The sequence below is a fragment of the Aeromonas sp. R5-4 genome (assembly GCF_040908215.1).
Lineage (GTDB): Bacteria > Pseudomonadota > Gammaproteobacteria > Enterobacterales > Aeromonadaceae > Aeromonas > Aeromonas veronii.
The window spans coordinates 261,795-286,454 of sequence record NZ_JBFODG010000034.1; the positions used below are offsets into that span (position 1 = coordinate 261,795).

Below are 24,660 nucleotides of genomic sequence, written 5' to 3' on the forward strand. Positions count from 1 at the left end.
GCGTGTTGAATCGCTATCCGCTGTGGAAATACCTGATGGTGATCCTGGTGATCGCCATCGGTTTTCTATATGCAGCCCCCAATCTTTACGGCGAAGATCCGGCTTTGCAGGTTTCTGCCAGCCGTGGTGCCGAAGTCAAGCTAGATACTCTTGATCTGGTGAAAGAGACCCTTGAAGCGGCCAAGATCCCGGTCAAACATGCTGCATTCGAGCACGGTTTTATCCTGATCCGTTTCAAGAACACCGAAGACCAGCTGAAGGCGCGCGATATCGTTGCCAACAAGCTGGGCGACAACTTCATTACCGCACTCAACCTGGCACCTTCCACTCCCGCCTGGCTCGAAGCCATCGGTGCGGCGCCTCTGAAGCTGGGTCTTGATCTGCGCGGTGGTGTGCACTTCCTGATGGAAGTGGACATGGCCGAAGCACTGACCAAGCAGCAAGAGCAGATGGTGCAGGATTTCCGCTCTGAGCTGCGCACCCAGAAGATCCGTTACTCCGGCGTGCGCCGGGTCGGTGATCAGGTGCAGGTGATCTTCCGTGACGAAGCCGATCAGGAACGCGCCGTTTCTCATCTGCGTCGTCAGAACCCTGATTTGACCTTCACTACCGAGCAGAAAGGGGATGAGTTCATCCTGCTGGCTGGTCTGAGCGAAGCCAAGATCAAGGAAGTGAAGAAGTACGCCCTCGAGCAGAACATCACCATCATCCGTAACCGGGTCAACGAACTGGGCGTGGCCGAGCCGCTGGTACAACAGCAAGGCGCCGAGCGCATTGTCGTTGAACTGCCCGGTATTCAGGATACCGCCCGCGCCAAGGAGATCCTGGGGGCAACCGCGACCCTGGAATTCCACATGGTCGATGAGACTGCCGACATCCAGGCTGCGGCCGATGGTCGTGTCCCGCCCAGCTCCAAGGTCTACAACGATCGCAACGGTCGTCCCGTGGTGCTGCAAAAGCGGGTGATCCTGACCGGTGACCACATTGTGGGTGCCCAGTCCGGTTTCGACGAGTACAGCCGTCCCCAGGTCAACATCAAGCTGGATGGCCAGGGTGGCAACAAGATGGCCAACTTTACCAAGGACAACGTCGGTAAAGGGATGGCGACCGTCTTCATCGAGTACAAGCCGGTCGGTCAACCGGGCCCGGATGGCAAGCGCAAGTTCCGCAAGCAGGAGGAGGTGATCAACGTCGCCACCATCCAGTCGCGTCTTGGCAGCCAGTTCCGTATCACAGGTATCGACAATGCCAACGAAGCCCACAACCTGGCGCTGCTGCTGCGTGCCGGTGCCCTGATCGCCCCGATCCAGATCGTGGAAGAGCGCACCATTGGCCCGAGCCTGGGTCAACAGAACATCGACAGCGGTATGGAAGCCATCGGCTGGGCCATGCTGGTGATCGTGCTGTTCATGGGGATCTACTACCGCGCGTTCGGCTGGGTTGCCAACCTGGCGCTCTGTATGAACCTGGTGTTGATTGTCGGCATCATGTCGATGATCCCTGGTGCCACCATGACATTGCCGGGTATCGCCGGTATCGTCTTGACGCTGGGTATGGCGGTGGATGCCAACGTGCTGATCTACGAGCGTATTCGTGAAGAGATCCGCAACGGTCGTGGTGTTCAGCAAGCCATCCATCTGGGCTTTGATCGGGCATTCTCCACCATCGCCGACTCCAACGTGACCTCGCTGATCACCTGCGTGATCCTGTTCGGTATCGGTACTGGCGCCATCAAGGGCTTTGCCCTGACGCTGGGCATTGGTCTGACCGCCTCCATGTTTACTGCCATCACAGTTTCCCGTGCCATTATCAACCTGGCTTGGGGTGGACGGCGTATCGACAAGCTGCCCATCTGAGGATAGAGAGATGTTTCAGATTCTACATTTTGAAAAACCGATCCCGTTTATGCGCTATGCCAAGCCGGGTGTGGTTTTCTCTTCCGTGCTGATGGTGGTAGCCCTGTTCTTCCTGTTTGATCGGGGGCTGAACTGGGGTCTGGACTTTACCGGTGGTACCACCATCGAGGTGGGGTTCCAGCAGTCGGTGAGCCTGGACAAGATCCACGACGCTCTGGAAGAGCAGAAGATTGAAGGGGCAACCCTGCAACACTTTGGCTCCAGCCGTGACGTGCTGTTCCGCCTGACCCCGAAAGAGGGGGTCAAGGTAGAACAACAGGGTAACGAAGTGCTGGCGGCGGCCAAGCAGCTCGACGAGGGCGCAGTGCTCAAACGCGTCGAGTTCGTCGGCCCTTCCGTGGGTGATGAACTGGCGACAGACGGTGCGCTGGCCATGCTGGCCTCCATCCTCTGTATTTTGGCCTACGTGGCAGTGCGTTTCGAATGGCGTCTGGCGCTGGGGGGCATTCTCTCCCTGGTGCACGACGTGGTGATCACGCTGGGTGTCTTTGCCTACTTCCAGTACGAGTTCGACCTGACCGTACTGGCGGCACTGATGACCCTGGTGGGTTACTCCCTGAACGATACCATCGTGGTGTTCGACCGCTTGCGGGAGAACTTCCGCAAGGTGCGTAAAGGGGATACCGAGTACATTCTGGATCTCTCCATGACCGAGACCCTGAGTCGTACCATCATCACCTCCGGCCTTACCTTTATCGTGGTGCTGGCGCTGCTGCTCAAGGGCGGTGCGCTGATCCACGGTTTTGCCGTGGCCATGGTGATCGGTGTGGCGTTCGGTACCTACTCCTCCATCTATGTGGCGAGTGCGTTTGCCATGTTCCTCGGCGTCAAGCGCGAGCACATGCTGCCCACCCAGGTAGAGAAAGAGGGTGCGGACCAACAGGAAATCCTGCCGTAACAGTGAAGAGCGCCTCATGGCGCTCTTTTCTTATCTCTGCGTGTCGTTTGCTGACGCACATGATTTAAACAACAGGAGTTTGTCATGCATCACAATCCCCGTTTTTTGGCGCTGGTTGACGGGATCCGCTCCCGCATCACCGAAACCGATGTTCACCAGATCAAGCGCTGGCAGGACGAAGGGCGCACGTTTCACCTGATTGACGTGCGGGAAGAGAGCGAGTGGGCCAGGGGCCATCTGCCCGGTGCCCGATATCTGGGTCGTGGCGTGATTGAGCGGGATATCGAGACCCAGTTCCCGGATCTCGAGACCGAGCTCTACCTCTATTGTGGTGGTGGTTTTCGCTCCATTCTGGCTGCGGACAACCTGCAACAGATGGGTTATCGCAAGGTGATCAGCGTCGACGGCGGCTTTCGCGGTTGGTGCGATGCCGGATACCCTGTCGAATCCTGATTTATTTGAGGTAGAGGGGCACAGCTACATGACAAAGCGGCAGTTGACCTTTACCATATGCGGGGTCAAGCGTAAGCGTCGGAGTGTTCATTGAACGTCAGGAAAGGGATTGGATACCTCCTCGGTATCCTGTTGTTGCTTCCCATGTGGGGTTGCAGCAGTAGCAGTCAGGTTAACACCCCCAAGGTTCCCAAGCCGCAGCCTGCTTCACTGGTGTTGGCGACCCCCCTGCAGGTCTCCTACCAGAGTGAGCTGGCGCTTGCCCGACTCGGGCAGATGCTCAGTGAAATGGAACTGACCACCGAGCAACGGGCAGAGTTGTTCTATGAGCGTGCCGTGGTGTTTGATCGGGTTGGTCTGCGTTCCCTCGCGCGGCTCGATTTCAACCGTGCCCTGCGGGAGAAACCAGATTTCGCCGAAGCCTACAACTTCATCGGCGTCTATCTGGTACAGCAGCAGAATTACGACGAAGCCTATGATGCGTTCGATTCCGCCCTCGAACTGGCGCCGGACTATGACTATGCCTATCTCAACCGTGGCATCGCCCTCTATTACGGTAACCGTCCCGAGCTGGCCGCGGCCGATATGAAGCGTTTCTATGAGGCGCAGCCGGAAGACCCCTATCGGGTGATCTGGCTCTATCTGGCCGAGCAGAAACTCGACCCGTCGGCCGCCATGAGCCGGATGCGCGAGCGTCTCAACAAGTACGATGACGATGCCTGGAACTGGGATCTGGTTCGCCTTTATACCGGCGAGATCAACGCTTCCCAGCTGATGGGCAACGTGGTGAAAGGGGTGAAGGATAACCGGGAGCTTGCCGAGCGCCTGTGTGAAACCTACTTCTATCTGGGCAAGTTCGAGTTGGGCAAAGGCAACCGCAAGGAAGCCATCAGCTACTTCAAGCTGGCCTTATCCAACAACGTCTATGACTTTATCGAGCACCGCTATGCGCTGCTGGAGCTGGAGTTGATGGCGCGCAAACCCTTGCCGCCAGGTGCCCAGAGCGCTCGTAACAAGGGGGATCAGCCCTCCTGATCCACTGCCAGATAGTGGTAAAAAAGGCCTCGCGATGAGGCCTTTTTGTTGGGCGAATGGCGGGTTTACTCCACCAGGCTCATACCGGGGATCTGGCGCCAGTAGCCGTTGCAGTCGCTTCCTTGCTGCAAGGGGAGGGGAGCCTGGCCCTGCCGGTTGGCTTTGAAGCGGGCCAGCATCTCCAGCGTCTCCATCCCTTGCGGCGAAAGCCTGACCACATCTACCAGACCTTCCATACCAGCCAGCTCGTTACCCAGGTTGTAGCAGTAACCGGACTGGGTCTGGATCCCGTTGAGATTGAACACCCGTTGCCCCTCGCGGCTGTTGGCCAGTCGTCCGGTGGGGTAGTTGATGCAGGCGAGCTCGCAGTTGTCCTTGGGCTTGTCGAGGGATCGGGCGGTGAAGCAGCGCGCCGAGTATGCGAGCGGCAGATGGCCGTAGGCAAACACCTCGACCTCAAATTGGTCGCGCAGGGTGCCCAGATCCTGATTGAGCTGGATCAGCCAGTCACGGGAGAGCTCCACCGGCATGACCCAGCGTTTCATCCCCTGTTTGAGCAACATGCGCAGCACATCGGCGTTATAGGCGTTGATGGCGGGGCCACAGACGAAGGGGATCCCAGCCTCCCAGGCGAGTTGCACCGTACCGAGATCGTTGGCTTCGACCATCAGATCACCATTGTCGACCAGCCGCTTCACCTCCTTGAGTTCGGAGGGGGCGGAGATAAGGGCGAGGGTCGAGAGCACCACCTGCTTGCCGGAGCTGGCCACCTGACGGGCCAGCGTAATCCAGTCATCGACTTTGAGTTCGCGCCGTTTGCTGCAAACGGTCTCTCCCAGATAGATGATGTCGGCCTGACTGTCGGCGGCGGCATGGTAAAAGGCTTCGGTATCGGCTTTGGGCCAGTAGAAGAGCAGAGGCCCGAGAGAAAATTGCATGGGTGGACTCCTTATTGCCACTGACGATGGTAGGCGCCGAGGGTAGTCTGGCTACCTTCGGAGACGCGGGCGAGCTGGGCATCCCACTCAGCTTTGACCTGATAGGCCTCGGGATTGGCCTGATAGGCATCGATGGCTGCACGCCAGACCCGGGTCACTTGCTCCACATAAGCGGGGCTGCGCTGGCGCCCTTCAATCTTGACCGACTGGATCCCGGTCTTGAAGAGCTCGGGCAGCAGACCCAGGGTATTGAGACTGGTGGGCTCTTCCAGCGCGTGGTAGGTCTGGCCATCCACGTCGAAACGCCCCTTGCAGAGGGTCGGATAACCGGCATTTTCGCCCGGGCCATAGCGGTCGATCAGCACCTCGTTGAGCCGCGACTCGAGACCATTCGGGGTCTCTTCCCAACGGACGAACTTGGCCGGTGAGCAGGCGCCGACGGTGTTGGGACTCTCGCCAGTCATGTAGGAGGAGAGATAGCAGCGCCCCTCGGCCATAATGCAGAGGCTGCCAAAGGCGAACACCTCTAGGCCAACATCGGTCTCGCGGGCCAGTTGCTTGACCTGATGCATGGAGAGCACCCGGGGCAGCACCACCCGTGTGACATTGAATTGCTGCTGATAGAAGCGAATGGCGGCGGCATTGGTGACGCTGGCCTGCACCGAGACATGGAGTTCCATCTCGGGGTAGTGGCGGCTGGCATATTCCAGCACGGCGAGATCGGCGATGATTAACGCATCGGCGCCGAGGGCCACCCCGCGATCAACCGCCTGTTTCCAACGCGCATCGGCCCCAGGATGGGCAAAGGTATTGATGGCAATATGCAGCTTGCGACCATGTTGATGCACATAATCCACCGCCTTCTCCAGTTTGCTGTCGGTAAAGTTGAGACCGGCAAAGTGGCGGGCATTGGTGTCATCCTTGAAACCGATATAAACGGCATCGGCCCCGTTATCCACGGCGGTTTTCAGTGCCGGCAAACTGCCTGCCGGACAGAGTAATTCCATTGGTACGCTCCGAGAGTGCATATGAAGGGCAAACGAGCCCTGATTGTATGCAGCCATGCACTCCCGCTTTTTGACCTGAGGCAGCTTTGTGTGGCTTTACCCTTCTTGAGGTAACCCTGCACAAGTTTGATTTCCAACAGGATCTTGCCACTCTCCCTGTGTTTGAATGCGCAAAAAAGGGAGTCTATCGTGTTTCAACAACTGCAACGCCGCCTGGTCGAACAGGCTCCGCGCTTCTTGCGCCATCCCCTCAAGCTGGTTCCCTTCAATCTGCAAAAGCAGCTGATGGAGAGTTTGCTGGCCCGGGTATTCAAAGAGGCTATCGAAGATGGCGATTTCGAGTTTTTGGCAGACAAGTGGCTGAAAGTCGAAGTCTCTGATCTGGAGTTGTGCTGGTTTATCAGTGAGCAGAATGGCCAGCTGGTGGTAGCTCGCGAGTGTGACAAGGCCGATGTCTGCTTCAGCGGTACCGCCAACGACCTGATCCTCATCGCTGGTCGCAAAGAGGATCCGGATTCGCTCTTTTTCCAGCGTAAGCTGAAGATAGAAGGGGATACCGAACTGGGTCTTGAGGTGAAAAACCTGATGGACAGTCTGGATCTCGATGGCTTGCCGAGCCTGATGAAGTATCCCCTGATGGATCTGGCGACGTTTATCGAACGCGCCTGCACCGAGTCAGCGCAGGCTCCGGTGCAGACGGCGCCGGGCGGGATCCCGTCTTAAGTGGACAATCACCCCATGGGCATGGCGACGATAATGGTGCCGTGCCCAGAGGCAACGACAGGCCCACAGACAGGGCACCAAGGCGATGAGTGCCGCAGGGGCTGGCAGCTGTGACATGGCCAGCCCCGCAGCCAGCCAGATGAAGGGCTGCGCTTCATACAGCCACTCCGGCTGCAGCCAGCGTTTGCTCGGAAAGATAATCAGATCGGTACGCCGGTAGCTGGAGCGCATCATCCAGGTCACCGCTCCGGCGATAAACAGCAAGGCGCCTGCAAACCAGAGCAGGGGCTGTTCACTCAACGTAATCATGGCAATGGCTGCCAGCAGGTAGAGGCTGGGCAATCTCTCATAGATAAAGGGAGGAAGCATGGCGTTGTGTCTCCTGTGCCGTTTATCGGATATCCATCAAGTTTAGTCCCCCCCTCTCACTTCCCTCATGCTGGTTTGTTATACAAACGGGTGGCTTTGTTCTGAAATGGCTCGGCTTTTACGGTGCCAACATCGTGTTCTCTTATGTTACAATTGCGCGCCATTTTTGACTGAAGATTGACTGGGCATGTTGGATCAGATTCGTATCGTTTTGGTAAACACCTCTCATACCGGCAACATGGGGTCTGCGGCACGCGCCATGAAGACCATGGGGTTGACCCAGCTGGTATTGGTTGATCCGCAAGCCTTGCCGGATGACAATGCCTTCGCCCTGGCGGCTGGTGCCAGCGATGTGCTTGCCAATGCCCGTATCGTCCCGACTCTGGATGACGCGATCGCCGATTGTGGTTTGGTGATTGGCACCAGCGCCCGCTCTCGAACCCTGAGCTGGCCCATGCTCGATCCCCGTGAAGCCGGCGAAAAGTCGGTGGTTGAGGGGATGCAGCACCCGGTCGCGCTGGTGTTTGGCCGTGAACGCACCGGTCTCACCAATGACGAGTTGCAAAAGTGCCACTACCACGTGGCCATTCCGGCCAATCCTGATTACAGCTCCCTCAATCTGGCCATGGCGGTGCAGACCCTCTGTTACGAAGTGCGGATGCGCTGGCTGCTGGGGCAGGCCGCCGAGCCTGAAGATGAGATGGCCTATCCGAGTGCCGCCCAGCTGGAAGGGTTCTATCAGCACCTGGAACAAACCCTGATGAAGACCGGTTTTATTGCCGATGACCATCCGGGTCATGTGATGAGCAAGCTGCGTCGCCTGTTCAATCGGGCTCGGCCGGAGGCAGCTGAGCTCAACATTCTGCGCGGTATTCTGACCTCGGTGCAGAAAGCGCGCGTACCGGATTAATCCGACTGATTTACTCAACCATATACTTGACTGATTTGGTCGGGTATGTGACCATGTGCCCCATTAAATTGCTTCGCAAGACGGTAAGGCACATGAGACTGACTTCAAAAGGACGTTACGCTGTAACCGCCATGCTCGACGTGGCGCTGCATGCAGAGCAGGGGCCCGTCCCCCTTGCCGATATTTCCGAGCGCCAGGGCATCTCGTTGTCCTATCTCGAGCAGCTCTTTGCCCGCCTGCGCAAACATGGTCTGGTGAGCAGTGTGCGTGGCCCGGGCGGTGGTTATCGCCTCGGTTTGGCCCCAGGCGAGATTTCGGTTGGTCAGGTGATCACCGCGGTCGATGAGTCGGTCGATGCTACCAAGTGCCTCGGCAAGGGCGGCTGCCACGGCGGTACCCAGTGCCTGACTCACTCCCTGTGGCGTGATCTGAGTGAGCGGATCTCCAGCTTCCTCGGGGATATCACCCTGGCCGAGCTGGTACGCCAGGCCGATGTGCGCCGGATTGCCGGCAAGCAAGATGAACAAATGAAGACCGTGTTGTCCCTGGTTGAACGGGCAGAACACGGCGATGTGAGCTTGAAAGTCCAACTATAAACGTGCTTTCCACAGCGGGACTCTGTATGACCCGGACTGTGACGGAGAAAAACATGAAACTGCCTATTTACCTTGATTATTCGGCAACCTGTCCGGTGGACCCGCGTGTCGCAGAAAAAATGATGCAGTGTCTCACCATGGATGGCCTGTTCGGCAATCCGGCTTCCCGTTCTCACCGCTTTGGCTGGCAAGCCGAGGAGGCGGTGGATCTGGCCCGTAATCAAGTGGCAGATCTGATCGGTGCCGATCCCCGCGAGATCGTCTTCACTTCCGGTGCGACCGAATCCAATAACCTGGCCATCAAGGGTGTTGCCCACTTCTATGCCAGCAAGGGCAAGCACATCATCACCTCCAAGACCGAACACAAGGCTGTGCTCGATACCTGTCGCCAGCTGGAGCGTGAAGGGTTCGAGGTGACCTATCTTGAGCCGATGCCCAACGGCCTGTTCACTATCGAGATGATCGAGAATGCCATGCGTGATGACACCATCCTGGTCAGTATCATGCATGTGAACAACGAAATCGGCGTGGTTCAGAACATTGCCGCCATCGGCGAGTTGTGCCGTTCCCGCAAGATCCTGCTGCACGTGGATGCCGTTCAGAGTGTGGGCAAGATCCCGGTAGATGTGGAAGCACTGAAAGTGGATCTGCTCTCCGTCTCTGCGCACAAGGTGTATGGTCCGAAAGGGATTGGTGCACTGTTTGTTCGTCGCAAACCCCGCGTTCGTCTGGAAGCCCAGATGCACGGTGGCGGCCACGAGCGCGGCATGCGTTCCGGTACTCTGCCTACCCACCAGATCGTCGGGATGGGCGAAGCTTTCCGCATCGCCAAAGAAGAGATGGTGAGTGAAGGCGAGCGCATCTTGGCTCTGCGCCAGCGTCTGTGGAATGGCATCAAGGATATTGAAGCCGTCTACATCAATGGCGATCTGGAGCAACGTGTTCCGGGTAACCTCAACGTCAGCTTTGCCTATGTTGAAGGGGAATCCCTCATCATGGCGCTGAAAGATTTGGCGGTCTCTTCCGGTTCGGCCTGTACCTCCGCCAGCCTGGAGCCCTCCTATGTGCTGCGCGCACTGGGTCTGAACGACGAGCTAGCACACAGCTCCATCCGTTTCAGCATGGGTCGCTTCACCACCGAGGAAGAGATTGACTACGCGGTCAAGCTTATTCGTGACTCCATCGGTCGTCTGCGCGAGATGTCCCCTCTGTGGGAGATGTACAAAGACGGCGTCGATCTGAACACGGTCGAATGGGCTCATCACTGATCTATCTGGTCAGTGAGCAACAGAATTAGCAGGAGTGATATATGGCTTACAGTGAAAAAGTAATCGACCACTACGAGAATCCTCGCAACGTCGGTGGTTTCGACAAGAATGATCCCAGCGTTGCAACCGGCATGGTCGGTGCGCCCGCTTGTGGCGACGTGATGAAGCTGCAATTGAAGATCAGCGACGAAGGCATCATCGAAGATGCCAAGTTCAAGACCTACGGCTGCGGTTCCGCCATCGCCTCCAGCTCCCTGGTGACCGAATGGGTCAAGGGCAAGACCCTGGACGAAGCGGCTGGCATCAAGAACACCGATATCGCTGAAGAGTTGGCTCTGCCACCGGTGAAGATCCACTGCTCCATTCTGGCTGAGGACGCCATCAAGGCCGCCATCGCCGATTACAAGCAGAAGAAAGGTCTCTAAGCGCCGGAGAGCAGTATGGCTATTACCATGACAGATGCCGCCGCGGCACGGGTTTCCTCTTTTCTGGCTAACCGGGGCAAGGGCATTGGCCTGCGCCTCGGCGTCAAAACCACCGGCTGCTCCGGTCTGGCCTACGTGCTTGAGTTCGTTGATGAACTGACCGATGAGGATCAGGTGTTCGAGCAGCAGGGCGTCAAGATTATTGTCGATGCCAAGAGTCTGATCCATCTGGATGGCACCGAGCTGGATTTCGTCAAGGAGGGCCTCAACGAGGGCTTCCAGTTCAACAATCCCAACGCCAAAGGCGAGTGTGGTTGCGGCGAAAGCTTCAGTGTCTGAGATGTTTGACGTCAATGATCCTTCGTCTGTGGTTGAACGGGTCGCCCATGACCCGTTCAACCACATCTCATTTGCCAGGGGCGAGTGAGGTTGTGGCGAACGTTTCCAAGAGGTTTGCATGAATCATTTCGAGCTGTTTGGGCTGGTTGAAGGCTTCGAGCTCGATACCCGTCAGTTGGCTGATACCTACCGCCAGCTGCAAACCCAATTCCATCCTGATCGTTTTGCCACCGCCCCCGAACGGGAGCAGCTGGCTGCGGTGCAACGTGCCGCCCAGATCAACGAAGCATTCACCACCCTCAAGGCGCCGCTGCGCCGTGCCGAATATCTGCTCTCCCTGCGTGGCACTGATATCCGTGGTGAACAGCAGACTCTGCAAGATACCGCGTTTCTGATGCAGCAGCTGGAGTGGCGCGAGCGTCTGGCCGATCTGAAAGATGACGCCGACCCTGAGTGCGCCATCAAGGATTTTCGCAGCGAGATCAGGCATGATCACCAGATGTTGATGCAGCAGCTGACCGAGTCTCTTGCCGCCGGCAGAGATCTCGTTGCCGCTGATTGCGTTCGCAAACTCAAGTTTGTCGACAAGCTCCTCGAAGAGCTGGAACGATTCGAAGACTCGCTTCTCGAGTCTTGATCCTTTAACGCTGGAAGTTTCATTACCCATGGCATTACTGCAAATCGCCGAACCCGGCCAGAGCGCTGTTCCTCATCAGCACAAACGTGCCGTCGGCATCGATCTCGGCACCACCAACTCTCTCGTCGCTGCGGTTCGCAGCGGTCACGCCGATACCCTTTGCGATGGGCAAGGGCGCGACCTGCTCCCGTCGGTGGTGCACTATCAAAGCGACGCCATTCGAGTGGGGATTGATGCCAAGCGTGAAGCGGCTCTCGATCCTCACAACACCATCGTCTCGGTCAAACGGATGATGGGCAAGGCGCTGGCCGATATCGATACCCGCCAGCAGCCTTACCAGTTTGTTGCCGCCGACAATGGCATGCCGCAACTGCAAACCCGTCAGGGGCTGGTCAATCCGGTGCAGGTCTCGGCCGAAATACTCAAAAAGCTGGCCGAGCGTGGCGCCGCCTCGCTGGGGGGCGATCTGGACGGCGTGGTCATTACCGTGCCTGCCTATTTCGATGATGCCCAGCGTCAGGGCACCAAGGATGCGGCCCGTCTGGCCGGTCTGCACGTGCTGCGCCTGCTCAACGAGCCGACCGCGGCCGCGATTGCCTATGGCCTCGACTCCGGTCAGGAAGGGGTCATCGCGGTTTACGATCTGGGGGGCGGTACCTTCGATATCTCCATTCTGCGTCTGAATCGCGGTGTGTTTGAAGTGATGGCGACCGGCGGTGATTCCGCCCTCGGCGGTGATGATTTTGATCACCTGCTGGCGGACTGGATCAAGGAGCAAGCGGGCCTCTCCGGCGAGCTGGATGCCCATCTGCAGCGCGAGCTGCTGGATGTGGCCGCTGCCGTCAAACACGGCCTGACCGATGCCGAGCAGGTGGCGTGCACCTTTGCTGGCTGGCAGGGTTCAGTGAGCCGTAGCCAGTTTGATGAACTCATCACCCCGCTGGTGAAACGGACCTTGCTGGCTTGTCGCCGCGCCCTGCGCGATGCCGGTCTCGAGCAGGTGGAAGTGCTGGAAGTGGTGATGGTCGGTGGCTCCACCCGGGTGCCGCTGGTGCGTGAACTGGTGGGCGAGTTCTTCCAGCGTACGCCGCTGACCAGCATCGATCCGGACAAGGTGGTCGCCATTGGCGCCGCCATCCAAGCCGATATTCTGGTGGGCAACAAGCCCGATGCCGAGATGCTGCTGCTGGACGTTATCCCCTTGTCGCTGGGTCTGGAGACCATGGGCGGCCTCGCCGAGAAGGTGATCCCGCGCAACACCACCATTCCGGTGGCTCGCGCCCAGGAGTTCACCACCTTCAAGGATGGTCAGACCGCCATGGCCATTCACGTGGTACAGGGTGAACGCGAGTTGGTGGCCGATTGCCGCTCCCTGGCCCGCTTTACCCTGACCGGTATTCCGCCGATGGCAGCCGGCGCCGCCCATATTCGCGTCACCTTCCAGGTGGATGCGGATGGTCTGCTCTCGGTCAGCGCCATGGAGAAATCCTCCGGCGTGCAGGCCGAGATCCAGGTCAAGCCCTCTTACGGGCTTGCGGAGCAGGATATCCTCAACATGCTGAGTGCCTCCATCGAGAACGCCCAGCAGGATATGGATGCCCGCATGCTGGCCGAGCAGCAGGTTGAAGCTGACCGGGTGGTCGAGAGTCTCAATGCGGCGCTGGCCGCCGATGGCGATGCCCTGCTCAATGCTGCCGAGCGTGCCGAGATTGATGCCGCCATCGCCCATCTGCTGACCATGCGCAACAGCGGCGCAACCCATCAAATCAAAGAAGCCATTGAGGCAGCCGATGCTGTCAGTGGCGAGTTTGCAGCCCGCCGGATGGACGCCTCCATCCGCAAGGTGCTGACCGGACAAAACGTCAACAAGGTGTAATATGCCAAAACTGATCATTCTTCCTCATCCCGTACTCTGTCCGGATGGCGCCGCCCTCGAGGGGCAAAGCGGCGAGACCATTCTGGATGTGGCGCTGCGCAACGGTATCGAAATCGAGCATGCCTGCGAGAAATCCTGTGCCTGCACTACCTGCCACTGCGTGGTGCGCGAGGGCTTTGACTCGCTCGAGCCAAGTGACGAGCTGGAAGACGACATGCTGGACAAGGCGTGGGGGCTGGAGCCGGAATCGCGCCTCAGCTGCCAGGCAAAACTGGCGGACGAGGATCTGGTGGTGGAATTGCCCAAGTACACCCTGAACCTTGCCTCTGAACGCCATTAATTACACATGAGTGAATTGCACGTGCAGCATCCTGTGGTGCTTCAGTGATATGGTGGAAGGCCGTGACCCTCGGGGGTACGGCCTTTTTTGTATTCGTTATTCTCTCTTTGCCAATAAGCTCTTTCCCATAAAGAGTGCTTATACATAGTGCCAGTAAAAAGGAAGCAAACACGATGGCTGACATGATGAAGGTAGCGTTATCCACCCAGGCTGCGGCCGCCTATTGGGGCGAGGGCGCCCAGCTCAGTTTCAATGGCGACGAGGCACTGATCCATCTTGGTGCCGCCGGTCAGGAGAAGGATGTTCTGCGCACCGTTCAGCGCGCCGCCCGTCGCCTCGAATCGAGCGGGATCAAGCGGGTGACGCTGGTCGGTGAAGGCTGGGATCTGGAGCGTCGCTACGCGTTCGCCCAGGGGTTCTACGCCGCCAAGGGAGCGCGTGAACTGGATTTCGGCCAGCAGAGCGACGCGGAAACCCGTGAACTGGATGCGCTGCTCAAGGCGGCTCGCTGGGTACGTGACATCACCAATGGCTGTCCGGAAGAGATCTACCCCATGAGTCTGGCGGAATCGGCCCTGTTGCTCATTCGTGGTATCGCCGGGGATCAGGTTACTGCCCGCATCACCGCCGGTGAAGCGCTGCGCGAGTCCGGCCATATCGGGATCTGGTCGGTTGGCCGTGGCAGCGAGCGCGAGCCTGTGCTGCTGGAGCTTGACTACAACCCGACCGGTGATCGCAATGCACCCGTGGTGGCGGCGCTGGTGGGCAAGGGGATCACTTTCGATTCCGGTGGCTACTCCATGAAGTCCTCTGACAACATGCTGCCGATGAAGTCCGACATGGGCGGCGCGGCCATGGTGACCGGTGCGCTGGCGCTGGCTATCAGCCGCGGTCTGAACCAGCGGGTGAAGCTCATTCTCTGCTGCGCCGAGAACCTGGTCTCCGGCCACGCCTTCAAGCTGGGCGACATCCTCACTTACAAGAATGGGGTTTCGGTCGAGATCCAGAACACCGATGCGGAAGGTCGTCTGGTGCTGGCCGATGGCCTGATGGCGGCCTCCGACAGCGGTGCGGCTTATATCCTTGACGCAGCCACCCTGACCGGCGCCGCCAAGATGGCGCTGGGGCGCGACTACAATGCGGTGTTTGCCCTCGATGAGACCGAACAGCTGCGTGCGCTGGCCGCCGCCAAGGTGGAAAACGAGCAGGCGTGGGCGCTGCCGCTGGAACCCTGGCATGCCAGCCAGCTCACCTCGGCCTTTGCCGATCTGGGCAACGTCGCCTCGGCAGAAGGCACGGCCGGTGCCACCACGGCTGCTGCGTTCCTTTCCCGCTTCGTGCGTGATGAGGGTAAGGGTTGGGTGCACCTGGATCTGGCGGCCTCTTATCAGAAATCGGGCAACGATCTCTGGGCGACCGGCGCCAAGGGGCACGGTCTGCGCACCATCGCCCGCTGGCTGCAGGAGGTGACCGCATGAATGTCTGGTTAAGTCGTGAATTTGCACCGGCCGAGTGGGGGGAGGGGGCGCTGCTCTCTCACCGCGCCGACGGCATGGTGATCCATCTGGTAACGGCCAATCCGCTGCTCGATATCCAGCAAGCGGCCCGTCGCCTCTGCCAGCAGGGGATCCAGAAAGTGACCCTGGCTGGTCACTGGGAGCGTGAACAGCAGTGGGCCTTTGCCCAAGGGCTGCAAACCCCCAAGGCGGAGGTGCAACTGCAGTGGGCCATGTCCTCGGAAGAGGACAGAGAGGAGCTGGAAGCGCGTTGGCTCTGCGGCCGCTGGGTGCGCGAGATGACCAATGCCACCCCGGAGCAGTTGGGCCCGCTGGAGCTGGCGGTGGAAGCGGCCTCCTTTATTACCGAGCTGGCGCCGGACAAGGTGAGTCATCGCATTTTGAAAGGCGAAGCGCTGCAACAGGCGGGCTGGGTCGGCCTCTATCAGGTGGGCCGCGGCAGTGCGCGCGAACCGGTATTGCTGGAGCTCGACTTCAACCCGGGGCGTGACCCCAAGGCGCCGGTGGCGGCAGCGCTGGTGGGCAAGGGGATCACCTTTGACTCCGGCGGCTACTCCATGAAGAGCTCCGAGGGGATGCTCACCATGAAGTGCGACATGGGGGGCGCGGCGATTGTCACCGGTGCGCTGGCGCTGGCCATGCTGCGCGGGCTCGACAAGCGGGTGAAGCTGATCCTCTGCTGCGCCGAGAACCTGGTCTCCGGCCACGCCTACAAGCTGGGCGACATCCTCACCTACAAGAACGGCACCACGGTCGAGATTGTGAATACCGATGCCGAGGGGCGGCTGGTGCTGGCCGACGGCCTGCAACTGGCGAGCGAGTCCGGCGCACCGCTGATCATCGATGCCGCGACCCTGACCGGTGCTGCTGTGATGGCGCTGGGTGGGCGCTACAATGCTCTGTTCGGCCTCGATAAAGGGCTGGTAAGCCGGGCCATGACCTATGCCGATGCCGAGCATGAGCCTGCCTGGCCGCTGCCGCTGGAGCCCTGGCACCGCCAGCAGTGCCCCTCCCATTACGCCGACACGGCCAACAGCCGTCCGGTGAAGGGGGGCGGGCCGGGTGGCGCCTCCAACGCGGCGGGTTTCCTCTCCCGTTTCGTTGCCAACGAAGGGATGGGCTGGTTGCATATCGATCTGGCAGCCTGCTTCAGTGACAACGGCGATGCTCTCTGGGCGCCGGGAGCCAATACTCTGGGGATGCGCACCATTGCGCGGGCCTTGCTGGCGGAAGCCAAATAGGCGAGACAAGGCACCTTCGGGTGCCTTTTTCATGCTGTTCGAATTGTGAACAAAAGATGGGGTTTTGGCGGCTTAAGGTAACTATCGTGCGCAAGCGCACATATTTTCCGGCTCTGCTCGGTCAAGATGAGTGTGGATGTTGATTGCAAGGGAGTGATGTTTAATAAAAAGTTGCTTGTTTGTGTGTTTTTCCGGTTTTTGTTTACGTATAATCGCCAGCGAACATGGATTCTAACAATAAAACTCTGTAGTTAAGGAAAGATATCAATGGCCATCGAACGTACCTTCTCTATCGTCAAACCGGATGCTGTCAGCAAGAACCTGATCGGTGCCATCTATAGCCGTTTCGAAAGTGCAGGCTTGAAAGTGGTGGCATCCAAAATGCTTCACATGAGCAGTGAACAGGCTGCCGGTTTCTATGCCGAGCATCAGGGCAAGCCTTTTTATGACAATCTGGTCAGCTTCATGACCTCTGGCCCTGTCATGGTGCAGGTGCTGGAAGGGGAAGACGCCATCCGTCGCAATCGCGAGATCATGGGCGCTACCAACCCGAAAGAGGCGCTGGCTGGTACCTTGCGTGCCTGTTATGCCGAGAGCATCGATCGCAACGCAGTGCATGGCTCCGATGCACCTGCATCCGCTGCCCGCGAAATTGCCTACTTCTTCTCTGACAACGAGATCTGCCCGCGCGGCTGATTTTTGTGGATGATGACCCAAGGGAGCCTCGGCTCCCTTTGTTGTTTTCGCCGTTTACGCAATATCCCTCTATTCTCCAGGTGGAAAGCCAGACCCATTATTTGTACAATGCCGCCCCCTGACGTCGTCAGCCAATAATTGATGAAGTGTTTGAACTGAGGCCATTGATGAGCGAAACAAAAATCAACCTGCTGGATCTTGATCGGGATGCCATGCGTGCCTTTTTCGTCGAACTGGGCGAGAAGCCATTCCGGGCAGATCAGGTCATGAAGTGGATCTATCACTTTGGGTGTGATGATTTCGATCAGATGACCAACGTCAACAAGGTGCTCAAAGAGCGCCTCAAGGCGATTGCCGAGATCAAGGCGCCCGAGATCAGCCGCGAGCAGCGCTCTGCCGATGGCACCATCAAGTGGGCCCTGCAGGTGGGCGATCAGGAGGTAGAGACCGTCTACATCCCGGAAGATGACCGCGCGACCCTCTGCGTCTCCTCTCAAGTTGGCTGTGCGCTGGAGTGCAAGTTCTGCTCTACCGCCCAACAAGGCTTCAACCGCAACCTGAAAGTCTCCGAGATCATCGGTCAGGTGTGGCGTGCGGCCCGCGTGGTTGGCGGCAAGCGTCCCATCACCAACGTGGTGATGATGGGGATGGGCGAGCCGCTGCTCAACCTCGCCAATGTGGTGCCCGCCATGCGTCTGATGATGGATGACTACGGCTTTGGCATCTCCAAGCGCCGGGTGACCATCTCCACCTCTGGCGTGGTACCTGCGCTGGACAAGCTGGGTGACCAGATCGACGTGGCGCTGGCTATCTCCCTGCACGCCCCGAACGACAAGTTGCGTTCAGAGATCATGCCGATCAACGACAAGTACAACATCGAGGAGTTCCTCGCCGGTGTCCGTCGTTATCTGGCCAAATCCAATGCCAACGGTGGTCGGGTAACCGTCGAATATGTGCTGCTCGATCATATCAATGACGATATGCAGCATGCGCACGAGCTGGCCAAGGTGCTCAAGGACACGCCGAGCAAGATCAACCTGATCCCGTTCAACCCCTTCCCGGGCAACCCTTACGGCAAGCCGAGCAACAGCCGTATCGATCGCTTCTCCAAGGTGCTGATGGAGTACGGTTTCACCGTTATTGTCCGCAAGACTCGTGGTGATGACATCGATGCTGCCTGTGGTCAGCTGGTGGGTGACGTGATTGACCGTACCAAGCGAACTATCAAAAATCGGATGCAACAGGATGGGATTTCCGTCAAAATGGTTTAAATGCTAAGCCATTGTATAGACAGGGAATGGATACACGTACATTGATCGTAGTGGCAGCGCTCTGCGCGCTGCCAGGCTGTGTGACCGAGACCACTTACGCTGGCCAGAACTCGACCCAGCGTGAAGTGGGTCCTGACCTCAAGGCGGCTGCCCAAACCCGCCTTGACCTGGGTATCCAGTACCTGCGTCAGGGCAATGCCGAGCAGGCCAAGTTCAATCTTGACCGCGCCCTCCAGTATGACCCCTCCAACCCCCAGATCCAGATCGGTTTTGCCTACTTTTACCAGAAGGTAGGAGATTTCAAGGCAGCCGAGACCCATTACAAGAACGCCCTTGCCATGGATCCGTCCAATGCTGACGCAATGAACAACTATGGTGCCTTCCTCTGTGATCGCGGCAGGTATGCCGAGGCAGATCAGGCGTTCAACCAGGCTGTTATTCAGCCAGGCTACGTAAAAATTGCCGATACCTATGAAAATGCGGCACTTTGTGCGCTGCAAAATCGCAGAAATGATAAAGCAGGCGAGTACTATCGCCTGGCCTTGGGGTATAATCCCCGCAATCCAGGGTTATTGCTGGACTTGGCCGAGCTTTCCATGAAAGATGGCAAGCTGCCTGATGTGCAGTCCTACCTCGCCCGTTTTGCCGATGTGTCAGACGAGAACGAGGAGAGTCTCTGGTTGAGACTTCGGCTGGCACAGGCGATGGACAAGCCGGCATTACTTCACCAATTCGGGACTGAGCTGGTAAGGCAATATCCCACTTCGCAACAAGCCAAGCGTTATTTAGCCAATGACTATTGAACAGCAACACGATTTCCAAGACGACTCCCAGGCAGTAGGCCCAGGCCAATTGCTGCGCAACGCCCGTGAACAGCTTGGCTGGACACGAGAACAGGTTGCGTCCCGCATTCACCTTCGTCTGACCCTGATCGCCGCTATCGAATCGGATACCTACGACAAGCACACCTCCCATACCTTTATTCGGGGCTATCTGCGTACCTATGCCAAGCTGGTCGGGATCCCCGACGAGACCATTCTGGCTGCTTACGACAAGCTGGGTCTGACTCCTCCCGACAATATCGACATGCAGAGCTTCTCCCGTCGCTCCCGCCAGCAAGCCAACGACAGTCGGCTCAAGGTGGTGACCTGGCTGGTGATCCTGGTGTTGATTGCGCTCTCGGTCGCCTGGTGGTGGCAGAGTACTTCCCGTCGCTCCGCCGGTGATGAAGCGCTGGCAGCCACCGAGATGAGTGCAACCGGTTCGACTCCGGCTGAACCTGCTATCACGCCGCCCGATACGATCAACACCGCTCCGGTGGAAGGCGCTGCCATCGCACCGGCCGCCACGGACGTGGCTGCCCCTGCAGTGGTCTCCGATGCGACTGCTACCCTGGCGCCAGCTTCTGCGGCTGTTGCCCCGACCGATGTCAGTGCGGCTGTCGGCACTGCGACCGATGCAGCGGTATCCGGCGCCAATGGCACCGAATCCGAAGAGGCTGTCGTTGATCCGGCGACTGCGCCGCAACTGAAGATGAGCTTCACCGCCGATTGCTGGCTGGATGTGAAGGATGCCAACGGCAAGACCCTGTTCAGTGGTCTGAAGAAGGCCAACGACGAGCTGGTGCTGGAAGGCGCCGAGCCCCTGAAGTTCATCATTGGCGCGCCCATGGCCGTCAAGCTTGACTACAAGGGTCAGTCGTTTGATATGAGCCGTTACAACAACGGTCGTACAGCCCGCTTCTCACTGCCGCAGGAGTAATCTGTTTCCCATGTCTTCTCACGAATCACCCATCATTCGTCGTAAATCCAGACAGATCATGGTTGGTAATGTACCGGTTGGGGGCGATGCCCCCATTACCGTGCAGACCATGACCAATACCAAGACCACAGATGTCGCCGCCACCATCGAGCAGATCCAGCGGATCGAGCGGGTCGGTGCCGATATCGTCCGTGTCTCCGTGCCCACCATGGAAGCGGCGGAAGCTTTCCGGCTCATCAAACAGCAAACCCGCATCCCCATCGTTGCCGATATCCACTTCGACTATCGCATCGCCCTGAAAGTGGCCGAGTACGGTGCCGACTGCCTGCGTATCAACCCGGGCAACATCGGCAACGAGCAGCGGGTGCGATCTGTGGTCGATTGCGCGCGCGACCTCAATATCCCGATCCGTATCGGGGTCAATGGCGGGTCGCTGGAGAAAGATATCCAGGAGAAGTACGGCGAGCCGACCCCAGAGGCGCTGGTAGAGTCCGCCATGCGTCACGTGGACTATCTCGATCGTCTCGATTTCCAGGATTTCAAGGTGAGCGTCAAGGCCTCCGATGTGTTCCTGGCTGTAGGTGCCTATCGCCTGCTGGCCAAGCAGATCGAGCAGCCGCTGCACCTTGGCATCACCGAAGCGGGCGGTTTCCGTGCCGGCGCGGTGAAGTCTGCCATTGGTCTGGGCATGCTGCTTACCGACGGCATCGGCGATACCCTGCGTATCTCGCTGGCGGCGGATCCGGTGGAGGAGGTGAAGGTCGGTTTCGATATCCTCAAATCTCTGCGCATTCGCTCCCGTGGCATCAACTTTATCGCTTGCCCATCCTGCTCACGGCAGGAGTTCGATGTGATCGCCACCGTCAACGCACTGGAAGAGCGGCTCGAAGACATCATCACACCGATGGATGTTTCCATCATTGGCTGTGTGGTGAATGGTCCGGGCGAAGCGCTGGTCTCCGACCTTGGTCTGGCGGGGGCTGCTAACAAGAGTGCCTTCTATGAGGGGGGCCAGCGGGTCGATCGGCTCGACAACAAGGATCTCATTCCAACTCTGGAGCGCCGCATTCGCGCCCGCGCCGCCATGCTGGATCCCGCCAACCGGATCCCGATGGACAAGGAGTGAGCGAAACAGGGCCACATTGGGTGGCCCTTTTTCCAGGTGACTGATTTTAAATCCCGCATCCGGATTCCCTGATTTTACCTTGGGGGGGAAAATCCCTATAATGCGGCCAAATTTTACCTCTTTTTCTCGAGTATCAACGTGGCAAAACAGATCCAAGCTATTCGCGGTATGAATGATTGCCTGCCGGAGCAGAGCCCGGTATGGCAGAAGGTTGAACAGATCCTGCGCCAGGTCGTTGCCAGCTATGGCTACAGCGAAGTGCGCATGCCGATTGTCGAGCAGACTCATCTGTTCAAGCGCGCCATCGGTGAAGTGACCGACGTGGTCGAAAAAGAGATGTACACCTTTGAAGATCGCAACGGCGACAGCCTGAGCCTGCGTCCGGAAGGGACCGCCAGCTGCGTCCGTGCCGGTATCGAACACGGTCTGCTCTACAACCAGGAACGCCGGATGTGGTACATGGGCCCCATGTTCCGTCACGAGCGTCCCCAGAAGGGCCGTTATCGCCAGTTCCACCAGTTCGGTGTCGAGCTGTTTGGCATCAACGGGCCGGACATTGACGCTGAGCTGATCATGCTGACCCACCGTCTGTGGCGTCTGTTTGGCATCAGCGAGCATGTCACCCTGCAGCTCAACACCTTGGGTCAGAGCGCCGAGCGTGCCGCTTACCGCGATGCGCTGGTGGCCTATCTGGAGCAGTACAAGGATCAGCTGGACGAAGAGAGCCAGCGCCGCATGTACAGCAACCCGCTGCGGGTGCTCGACTCCAAGGATGAAAAGGTGCAGGCCATTCTGGCGGGTGCCCCGCGTCTGTTCGACCATCTGGGCGAAGAGAGCCTGGCCCACTTCGAGGGGCTCAAGCGCCTGCTCGAGTCTGCCGGTATCAAATACGAAGTGAACGAGCGTCTGGTGCGTGGTCTTGACTACTACAACCTGACCGTGTTCGAGTGGGTCACCAGCAGTCTGGGTGCCCAGGGCACCGTCTGTGCCGGTGGCCGCTACGATGGTCTGGTAGAGCAGCTGGGCGGTCAACCGACCCCGGCCGTGGGCTTTGCCATGGGCATGGAGCGTCTGGTGCTGATGCTGGAAACTCTCGAGCTCAACGCCGATATCCGCCCGGCGGTGGATGTCTATCTGGCGATGGTGGGCGAGGGGACCGAACAGGCTGGCTTCCAGCTGGCCGAGCGTCTGCGCGATGCCCTGCCGGACCTGCGCCTGATGAGCCACTGCGGTGGTGGCAACTTCAAGAAACAACTCAAACGTGCCGACAAGAGCGGCGCGGCAATCGCCCTGATCCTTGGTGAGACCGAGGTGCAAAACGGGGAGATCACTATCAAATATCTGCGTGGTCAGGCCGAGCAACAGACCGTCAAGGTTGACGCCGCCATTGCCCTGCTGGCAGCCAAAGGAGAGTAAGCTGTGGAAGTCTATACCACCGAAGAACAACAGGTTGAGGTTATCAAGGAGTGGTGGAAAGAGAACGGAACCTCGGTGATTGCCGGGACCGTGATCGGTTTGGTCGGTCTGTTCGGCTGGCGCTATTACAACCAGCACCAGCAAGAGACCATGGAGGCCTCCTCCCACTCTTACAACCAGGTGATTGAGCAGCTGGCCAAGGGCGATGCCGCCGGTTTCGAGCAGGCACAGCAGTTTGTCACCGCCAACAAGGGTGACTCCTACGGTGAACTGGCCGCGTTGCAACTGGCTGCCGCTGCCGTCAAGGCGGGCAAGCTGGATCTGGCTGCCGAGCAGCTGGAGCTGGTGGCGACCACGGGGGACGAGAGCATTCGTCCCATCGCGGCGCTGCGTCTGGCCCGTGTGCTGAATGATCAGGGCAAGGCAGATGAAGCGCTGGCCAAGCTGGCGACCATCCAGAATGAGGCCTTCAAGGCGCAGGTAGCCGAAGCCCGTGGTGATGTGCTGCAAAAGCAGGGCAAGACCGAAGAGGCTCGTGATGCCTATCAGGCGGCGGCGGATGCCGGCGGCCTGCAGGGTAGCGCCGAGCTCAAGCTGAAAATGGACGATCTGGCCCTGCCGGCCGTTGCGATTGGTGAGGCACCGGATGCGTAATCTATTCAAGATGGTGGCGCTGGGGGCTGCGGTCTCCTTCGCTCTGCAGGGTTGCTCCCTGTTCAGTTCCGAAGAGGATCTCAACCCGATGGCGCCGCTGCCCAAGGTTGAATCTGCCTTCACTGCCGACACCGCATGGTCATCTACTGTGGGTGATGGTATCGGTGACTTCTACTCCCAGCTCAAGCCGGTGGTGGAAGAGGATCGTATCTATGCGGCGGCCCGTGACGGCGATGTCAGCGCCTTTGACCGTGCCAGTGGCGATCGCCTCTGGACTGTCGATCTGGCCGACCTGCCGGTCAACGCCGACAAGCGCAGCGCCCGCCTCTCCGGTGGTCTGGTCTCCCGTTACGGCAAGCTGTTCCTCGGCTCCGAGAACGGGGTGGTCTACGCCCTGAACGAAGAGAACGGTGAAGTGCTCTGGCAGACCAATGTGCCCGGCGAAGTGGTGGCAAGCCCTGCGGTGGAAGATGGCCGCGTGGTGGTGTTGACCACCTCCGGTCGCCTGATCGCCCTCGACACTGATGAAGGCAAGATGCAGTGGTCGCTCTCCGAAGAGCAGCCGCCGCTGACCCTGCGCAGTGCCGGTGCACCGGTGATCACCAACGGCGCCGTGATTTACGGTCGTGCCGATGGCAAGGTGGGCATCGCCCTGCTGAGCAATGGCCAGCCTGTGCGCCAGTCCAAGGTGGCTGATCCGCGCGGTGCTACCGAGCTGGACCGCATGGTTGACGTCGATGCCAGCCCGCTGATCGCCGGTGATGAGCTCTATGCCATCGCCTACAACGGTCAGTTGATGGCGCGCAAACTGATGACCGGCGATGAAGTGTGGAAGCGCAAGTATTCCGGCTATCGCGATCTGGCGATGACCGGAAATGCCATCGTGCTGACCGACAGTCGCAGCCACCTGTTTGCCATCGACCGTCGCAACGGTCTGGAGCTGTGGTCCAACACCCAGCTGGAAAATCGTACCGTCACTGCACCTGTCATCTTCGGTGACTATGTGGTGGTGGGTGATGTGGAAGGATACCTGTATTGGCTTGATCGTACCGACGGTACCATCAAGGCGATGCAGCAGCTCGATAGCAGTGGTCTCTATGCCGCCCCGCTGGTGGATGGCGAGACCCTGTATGTGCAGAGCCGTGACGGCAAGTTGTACGCCCTCAAGCGTCCTTGATCGTCCGATAATGTGAATATCCGGCTCCTGGTCTTCGGACCCGGAGCCTTTGTCGTCTTGAGAATGAGGCT

Annotated in this window: 26 protein-coding genes; 23 read left to right on the forward strand and 3 right to left on the reverse strand. The window is 58.8% G+C overall.

Features of this window, described 5'->3' with window-relative positions; genetic code table 11:
* The first annotated feature begins 2 nt into the window (after window positions 1-2).
* From secD to nlpI, 4 genes are all read left to right on the forward strand, one after another.
* Window positions 3-1,856 carry a protein translocase subunit SecD gene (gene secD / locus AB5Y83_RS19715; protein WP_005337324.1) on the forward strand — a complete coding sequence of 618 codons (1,854 nt, stop codon included), beginning with the start codon at window positions 3-5 and terminating at the stop codon, window positions 1,854-1,856.
* A 10-nt stretch (window positions 1,857-1,866) separates the two neighbouring features.
* Window positions 1,867-2,814, forward strand: coding sequence for a protein translocase subunit SecF (gene secF, locus AB5Y83_RS19720; protein WP_005337322.1), 948 nt, complete (start codon window positions 1,867-1,869; stop codon window positions 2,812-2,814).
* An 84-nt stretch (window positions 2,815-2,898) separates the two neighbouring features.
* The gene (locus tag AB5Y83_RS19725; RefSeq protein WP_005351016.1) at window positions 2,899-3,267 is read left to right on the forward strand and encodes a rhodanese-like domain-containing protein; all 369 of its coding nucleotides are present in this window, start codon (window positions 2,899-2,901) and stop codon (window positions 3,265-3,267) included.
* Window positions 3,268-3,357: 90 nt separating this feature from the next.
* Window positions 3,358-4,302 carry a lipoprotein NlpI gene (gene nlpI / locus AB5Y83_RS19730; protein ID WP_005351017.1) on the forward strand — a complete coding sequence of 315 codons (945 nt, stop codon included), beginning with the start codon at window positions 3,358-3,360 and terminating at the stop codon, window positions 4,300-4,302.
* Between the two features lie 65 nt (window positions 4,303-4,367).
* Here nlpI and AB5Y83_RS19735 read toward each other — a convergent pair whose 3' ends face one another.
* Together AB5Y83_RS19735 and AB5Y83_RS19740 are read right to left on the reverse strand one after the other, a co-directional pair.
* Entirely contained in the window at window positions 4,368-5,240 is an 873-nt protein-coding gene (locus tag AB5Y83_RS19735; protein WP_058059534.1) for a U32 family peptidase, read from the reverse strand.
* 11 nt (window positions 5,241-5,251) lie between these two features.
* Window positions 5,252-6,247, reverse strand: coding sequence for a peptidase U32 family protein (locus tag AB5Y83_RS19740; protein WP_368175813.1), 996 nt, complete (start codon window positions 6,245-6,247; stop codon window positions 5,252-5,254).
* A 189-nt stretch (window positions 6,248-6,436) separates the two neighbouring features.
* Here AB5Y83_RS19740 and AB5Y83_RS19745 point away from each other — a divergent pair, with 189 nt between their 5' ends.
* Entirely contained in the window at window positions 6,437-6,970 is a 534-nt protein-coding gene (locus AB5Y83_RS19745) for an SCP2 domain-containing protein (protein ID WP_368175814.1), read from the forward strand.
* Here the strand turns inward: AB5Y83_RS19745 and AB5Y83_RS19750 are convergent.
* Window positions 6,923-7,339, reverse strand: a complete 417-nt coding sequence (locus tag AB5Y83_RS19750) for a hypothetical protein (protein WP_108612261.1) — start codon at window positions 7,337-7,339, stop codon at window positions 6,923-6,925. The genes AB5Y83_RS19745 and AB5Y83_RS19750 overlap by 48 nt on opposite strands.
* Before the next feature lie 187 nt (window positions 7,340-7,526).
* On the opposite strand from AB5Y83_RS19750, the gene trmJ reads away from it, so the two are divergent.
* From trmJ to bamB, 18 genes are all read left to right on the forward strand, one after another.
* Window positions 7,527-8,249 carry a tRNA (cytosine(32)/uridine(32)-2'-O)-methyltransferase TrmJ gene (gene trmJ / locus AB5Y83_RS19755; protein WP_204379645.1) on the forward strand — a complete coding sequence of 241 codons (723 nt, stop codon included), beginning with the start codon at window positions 7,527-7,529 and terminating at the stop codon, window positions 8,247-8,249.
* A gap of 92 nt (window positions 8,250-8,341) precedes the next feature.
* Window positions 8,342-8,845 carry a Fe-S cluster assembly transcriptional regulator IscR gene (gene iscR, locus AB5Y83_RS19760; RefSeq protein ID WP_100653984.1) on the forward strand — a complete coding sequence of 168 codons (504 nt, stop codon included), beginning with the start codon at window positions 8,342-8,344 and terminating at the stop codon, window positions 8,843-8,845.
* 53 nt (window positions 8,846-8,898) lie between these two features.
* On the forward strand, window positions 8,899-10,113 hold the full coding sequence (locus tag AB5Y83_RS19765; protein WP_013723838.1) for an IscS subfamily cysteine desulfurase: 1,215 nt from the start codon (window positions 8,899-8,901) through the stop codon (window positions 10,111-10,113).
* Window positions 10,114-10,154: 41 nt separating this feature from the next.
* Window positions 10,155-10,538: a Fe-S cluster assembly scaffold IscU gene (gene iscU / locus AB5Y83_RS19770; protein WP_005333813.1), complete on the forward strand. Its 384-nt coding sequence runs from the start codon at window positions 10,155-10,157 to the stop codon at window positions 10,536-10,538.
* A 15-nt stretch (window positions 10,539-10,553) separates the two neighbouring features.
* On the forward strand, window positions 10,554-10,877 hold the full coding sequence (gene iscA / locus AB5Y83_RS19775) for an iron-sulfur cluster assembly protein IscA (protein ID WP_005333812.1): 324 nt from the start codon (window positions 10,554-10,556) through the stop codon (window positions 10,875-10,877).
* A 118-nt stretch (window positions 10,878-10,995) separates the two neighbouring features.
* Window positions 10,996-11,514, forward strand: coding sequence for a co-chaperone HscB (hscB, locus tag AB5Y83_RS19780; protein ID WP_368175815.1), 519 nt, complete (start codon window positions 10,996-10,998; stop codon window positions 11,512-11,514).
* Window positions 11,515-11,542: 28 nt separating this feature from the next.
* Complete coding sequence (gene hscA, locus AB5Y83_RS19785) at window positions 11,543-13,390, forward strand: Fe-S protein assembly chaperone HscA (RefSeq protein WP_368175816.1); 1,848 nt, start codon at window positions 11,543-11,545, stop codon at window positions 13,388-13,390.
* Window position 13,391: 1 nt separating this feature from the next.
* Window positions 13,392-13,730, forward strand: a complete 339-nt coding sequence (gene fdx / locus AB5Y83_RS19790; RefSeq protein WP_005333808.1) for an ISC system 2Fe-2S type ferredoxin — start codon at window positions 13,392-13,394, stop codon at window positions 13,728-13,730.
* A 173-nt stretch (window positions 13,731-13,903) separates the two neighbouring features.
* Window positions 13,904-15,208 (forward strand): aminopeptidase PepB, encoded by a 1,305-nt coding sequence (pepB, locus tag AB5Y83_RS19795; RefSeq protein WP_368175817.1) that lies wholly within the window; start codon window positions 13,904-13,906, stop codon window positions 15,206-15,208.
* A complete protein-coding gene (gene pepB, locus AB5Y83_RS19800) occupies window positions 15,205-16,488 on the forward strand; it encodes an aminopeptidase PepB (protein WP_005359802.1) in 1,284 nt (427 codons plus the stop codon). The genes pepB (AB5Y83_RS19795) and pepB (AB5Y83_RS19800) overlap by 4 nt, the downstream gene beginning before the upstream one ends.
* Before the next feature lie 267 nt (window positions 16,489-16,755).
* The gene (gene ndk / locus AB5Y83_RS19805) at window positions 16,756-17,184 is read left to right on the forward strand and encodes a nucleoside-diphosphate kinase (protein WP_005333805.1); all 429 of its coding nucleotides are present in this window, start codon (window positions 16,756-16,758) and stop codon (window positions 17,182-17,184) included.
* A 167-nt stretch (window positions 17,185-17,351) separates the two neighbouring features.
* Window positions 17,352-18,455 (forward strand): bifunctional tRNA (adenosine(37)-C2)-methyltransferase TrmG/ribosomal RNA large subunit methyltransferase RlmN, encoded by a 1,104-nt coding sequence (locus AB5Y83_RS19810; RefSeq protein ID WP_005344856.1) that lies wholly within the window; start codon window positions 17,352-17,354, stop codon window positions 18,453-18,455.
* Between the two features lie 11 nt (window positions 18,456-18,466).
* The gene (gene tapF / locus AB5Y83_RS19815; protein ID WP_085943024.1) at window positions 18,467-19,258 is read left to right on the forward strand and encodes a PilW family type IVa pilus biogenesis/stability lipoprotein TapF; all 792 of its coding nucleotides are present in this window, start codon (window positions 18,467-18,469) and stop codon (window positions 19,256-19,258) included.
* Entirely contained in the window at window positions 19,248-20,216 is a 969-nt protein-coding gene (gene rodZ / locus AB5Y83_RS19820; protein ID WP_157160988.1) for a cytoskeleton protein RodZ, read from the forward strand. Before tapF ends, rodZ begins: the two co-directional genes overlap by 11 nt.
* A gap of 10 nt (window positions 20,217-20,226) precedes the next feature.
* On the forward strand, window positions 20,227-21,342 hold the full coding sequence (ispG, locus tag AB5Y83_RS19825; RefSeq protein WP_005333801.1) for a flavodoxin-dependent (E)-4-hydroxy-3-methylbut-2-enyl-diphosphate synthase: 1,116 nt from the start codon (window positions 20,227-20,229) through the stop codon (window positions 21,340-21,342).
* Window positions 21,343-21,480: 138 nt separating this feature from the next.
* Window positions 21,481-22,758, forward strand: a complete 1,278-nt coding sequence (gene hisS / locus AB5Y83_RS19830; protein ID WP_005344864.1) for a histidine--tRNA ligase — start codon at window positions 21,481-21,483, stop codon at window positions 22,756-22,758.
* Window positions 22,759-22,761: 3 nt separating this feature from the next.
* The gene (locus AB5Y83_RS19835) at window positions 22,762-23,412 is read left to right on the forward strand and encodes a YfgM family protein (protein ID WP_368175818.1); all 651 of its coding nucleotides are present in this window, start codon (window positions 22,762-22,764) and stop codon (window positions 23,410-23,412) included.
* Window positions 23,405-24,589 (forward strand): outer membrane protein assembly factor BamB, encoded by a 1,185-nt coding sequence (gene bamB, locus AB5Y83_RS19840; RefSeq protein ID WP_005333796.1) that lies wholly within the window; start codon window positions 23,405-23,407, stop codon window positions 24,587-24,589. Before AB5Y83_RS19835 ends, bamB begins: the two co-directional genes overlap by 8 nt.
* Window positions 24,590-24,660 lie beyond the last annotated feature (71 nt).

Excerpts from the sequence above, each read along its gene's own strand:
- secF (WP_005337322.1), top strand. The coding sequence starts at position 1,867 with ATGTTTCAGATTCTACATTTTGAAAAACCGATCCCGTTTATGCGCTAT.
- AB5Y83_RS19725 (WP_005351016.1), top strand. The coding sequence starts at position 2,899 with ATGCATCACAATCCCCGTTTTTTGGCGCTGGTTGACGGGATCCGCTCC.
- AB5Y83_RS19735 (WP_058059534.1), bottom strand. The coding sequence starts at position 5,240 with ATGCAATTTTCTCTCGGGCCTCTGCTCTTCTACTGGCCCAAAGCCGAT.
- AB5Y83_RS19740 (WP_368175813.1), bottom strand. The coding sequence starts at position 6,247 with ATGGAATTACTCTGTCCGGCAGGCAGTTTGCCGGCACTGAAAACCGCC.
- AB5Y83_RS19750 (WP_108612261.1), bottom strand. The coding sequence starts at position 7,339 with ATGCTTCCTCCCTTTATCTATGAGAGATTGCCCAGCCTCTACCTGCTG.
- trmJ (WP_204379645.1), top strand. The coding sequence starts at position 7,527 with ATGTTGGATCAGATTCGTATCGTTTTGGTAAACACCTCTCATACCGGC.
- iscR (WP_100653984.1), top strand. The coding sequence starts at position 8,342 with ATGAGACTGACTTCAAAAGGACGTTACGCTGTAACCGCCATGCTCGAC.
- AB5Y83_RS19765 (WP_013723838.1), top strand. The coding sequence starts at position 8,899 with ATGAAACTGCCTATTTACCTTGATTATTCGGCAACCTGTCCGGTGGAC.
- iscU (WP_005333813.1), top strand. The coding sequence starts at position 10,155 with ATGGCTTACAGTGAAAAAGTAATCGACCACTACGAGAATCCTCGCAAC.
- iscA (WP_005333812.1), top strand. The coding sequence starts at position 10,554 with ATGGCTATTACCATGACAGATGCCGCCGCGGCACGGGTTTCCTCTTTT.
- hscB (WP_368175815.1), top strand. The coding sequence starts at position 10,996 with ATGAATCATTTCGAGCTGTTTGGGCTGGTTGAAGGCTTCGAGCTCGAT.
- hscA (WP_368175816.1), top strand. The coding sequence starts at position 11,543 with ATGGCATTACTGCAAATCGCCGAACCCGGCCAGAGCGCTGTTCCTCAT.
- fdx (WP_005333808.1), top strand. The coding sequence starts at position 13,392 with ATGCCAAAACTGATCATTCTTCCTCATCCCGTACTCTGTCCGGATGGC.
- pepB (WP_368175817.1), top strand. The coding sequence starts at position 13,904 with ATGGCTGACATGATGAAGGTAGCGTTATCCACCCAGGCTGCGGCCGCC.
- pepB (WP_005359802.1), top strand. The coding sequence starts at position 15,205 with ATGAATGTCTGGTTAAGTCGTGAATTTGCACCGGCCGAGTGGGGGGAG.
- ndk (WP_005333805.1), top strand. The coding sequence starts at position 16,756 with ATGGCCATCGAACGTACCTTCTCTATCGTCAAACCGGATGCTGTCAGC.
- AB5Y83_RS19810 (WP_005344856.1), top strand. The coding sequence starts at position 17,352 with ATGAGCGAAACAAAAATCAACCTGCTGGATCTTGATCGGGATGCCATG.
- rodZ (WP_157160988.1), top strand. The coding sequence starts at position 19,248 with ATGACTATTGAACAGCAACACGATTTCCAAGACGACTCCCAGGCAGTA.
- ispG (WP_005333801.1), top strand. The coding sequence starts at position 20,227 with ATGTCTTCTCACGAATCACCCATCATTCGTCGTAAATCCAGACAGATC.
- bamB (WP_005333796.1), top strand. The coding sequence starts at position 23,405 with ATGCGTAATCTATTCAAGATGGTGGCGCTGGGGGCTGCGGTCTCCTTC.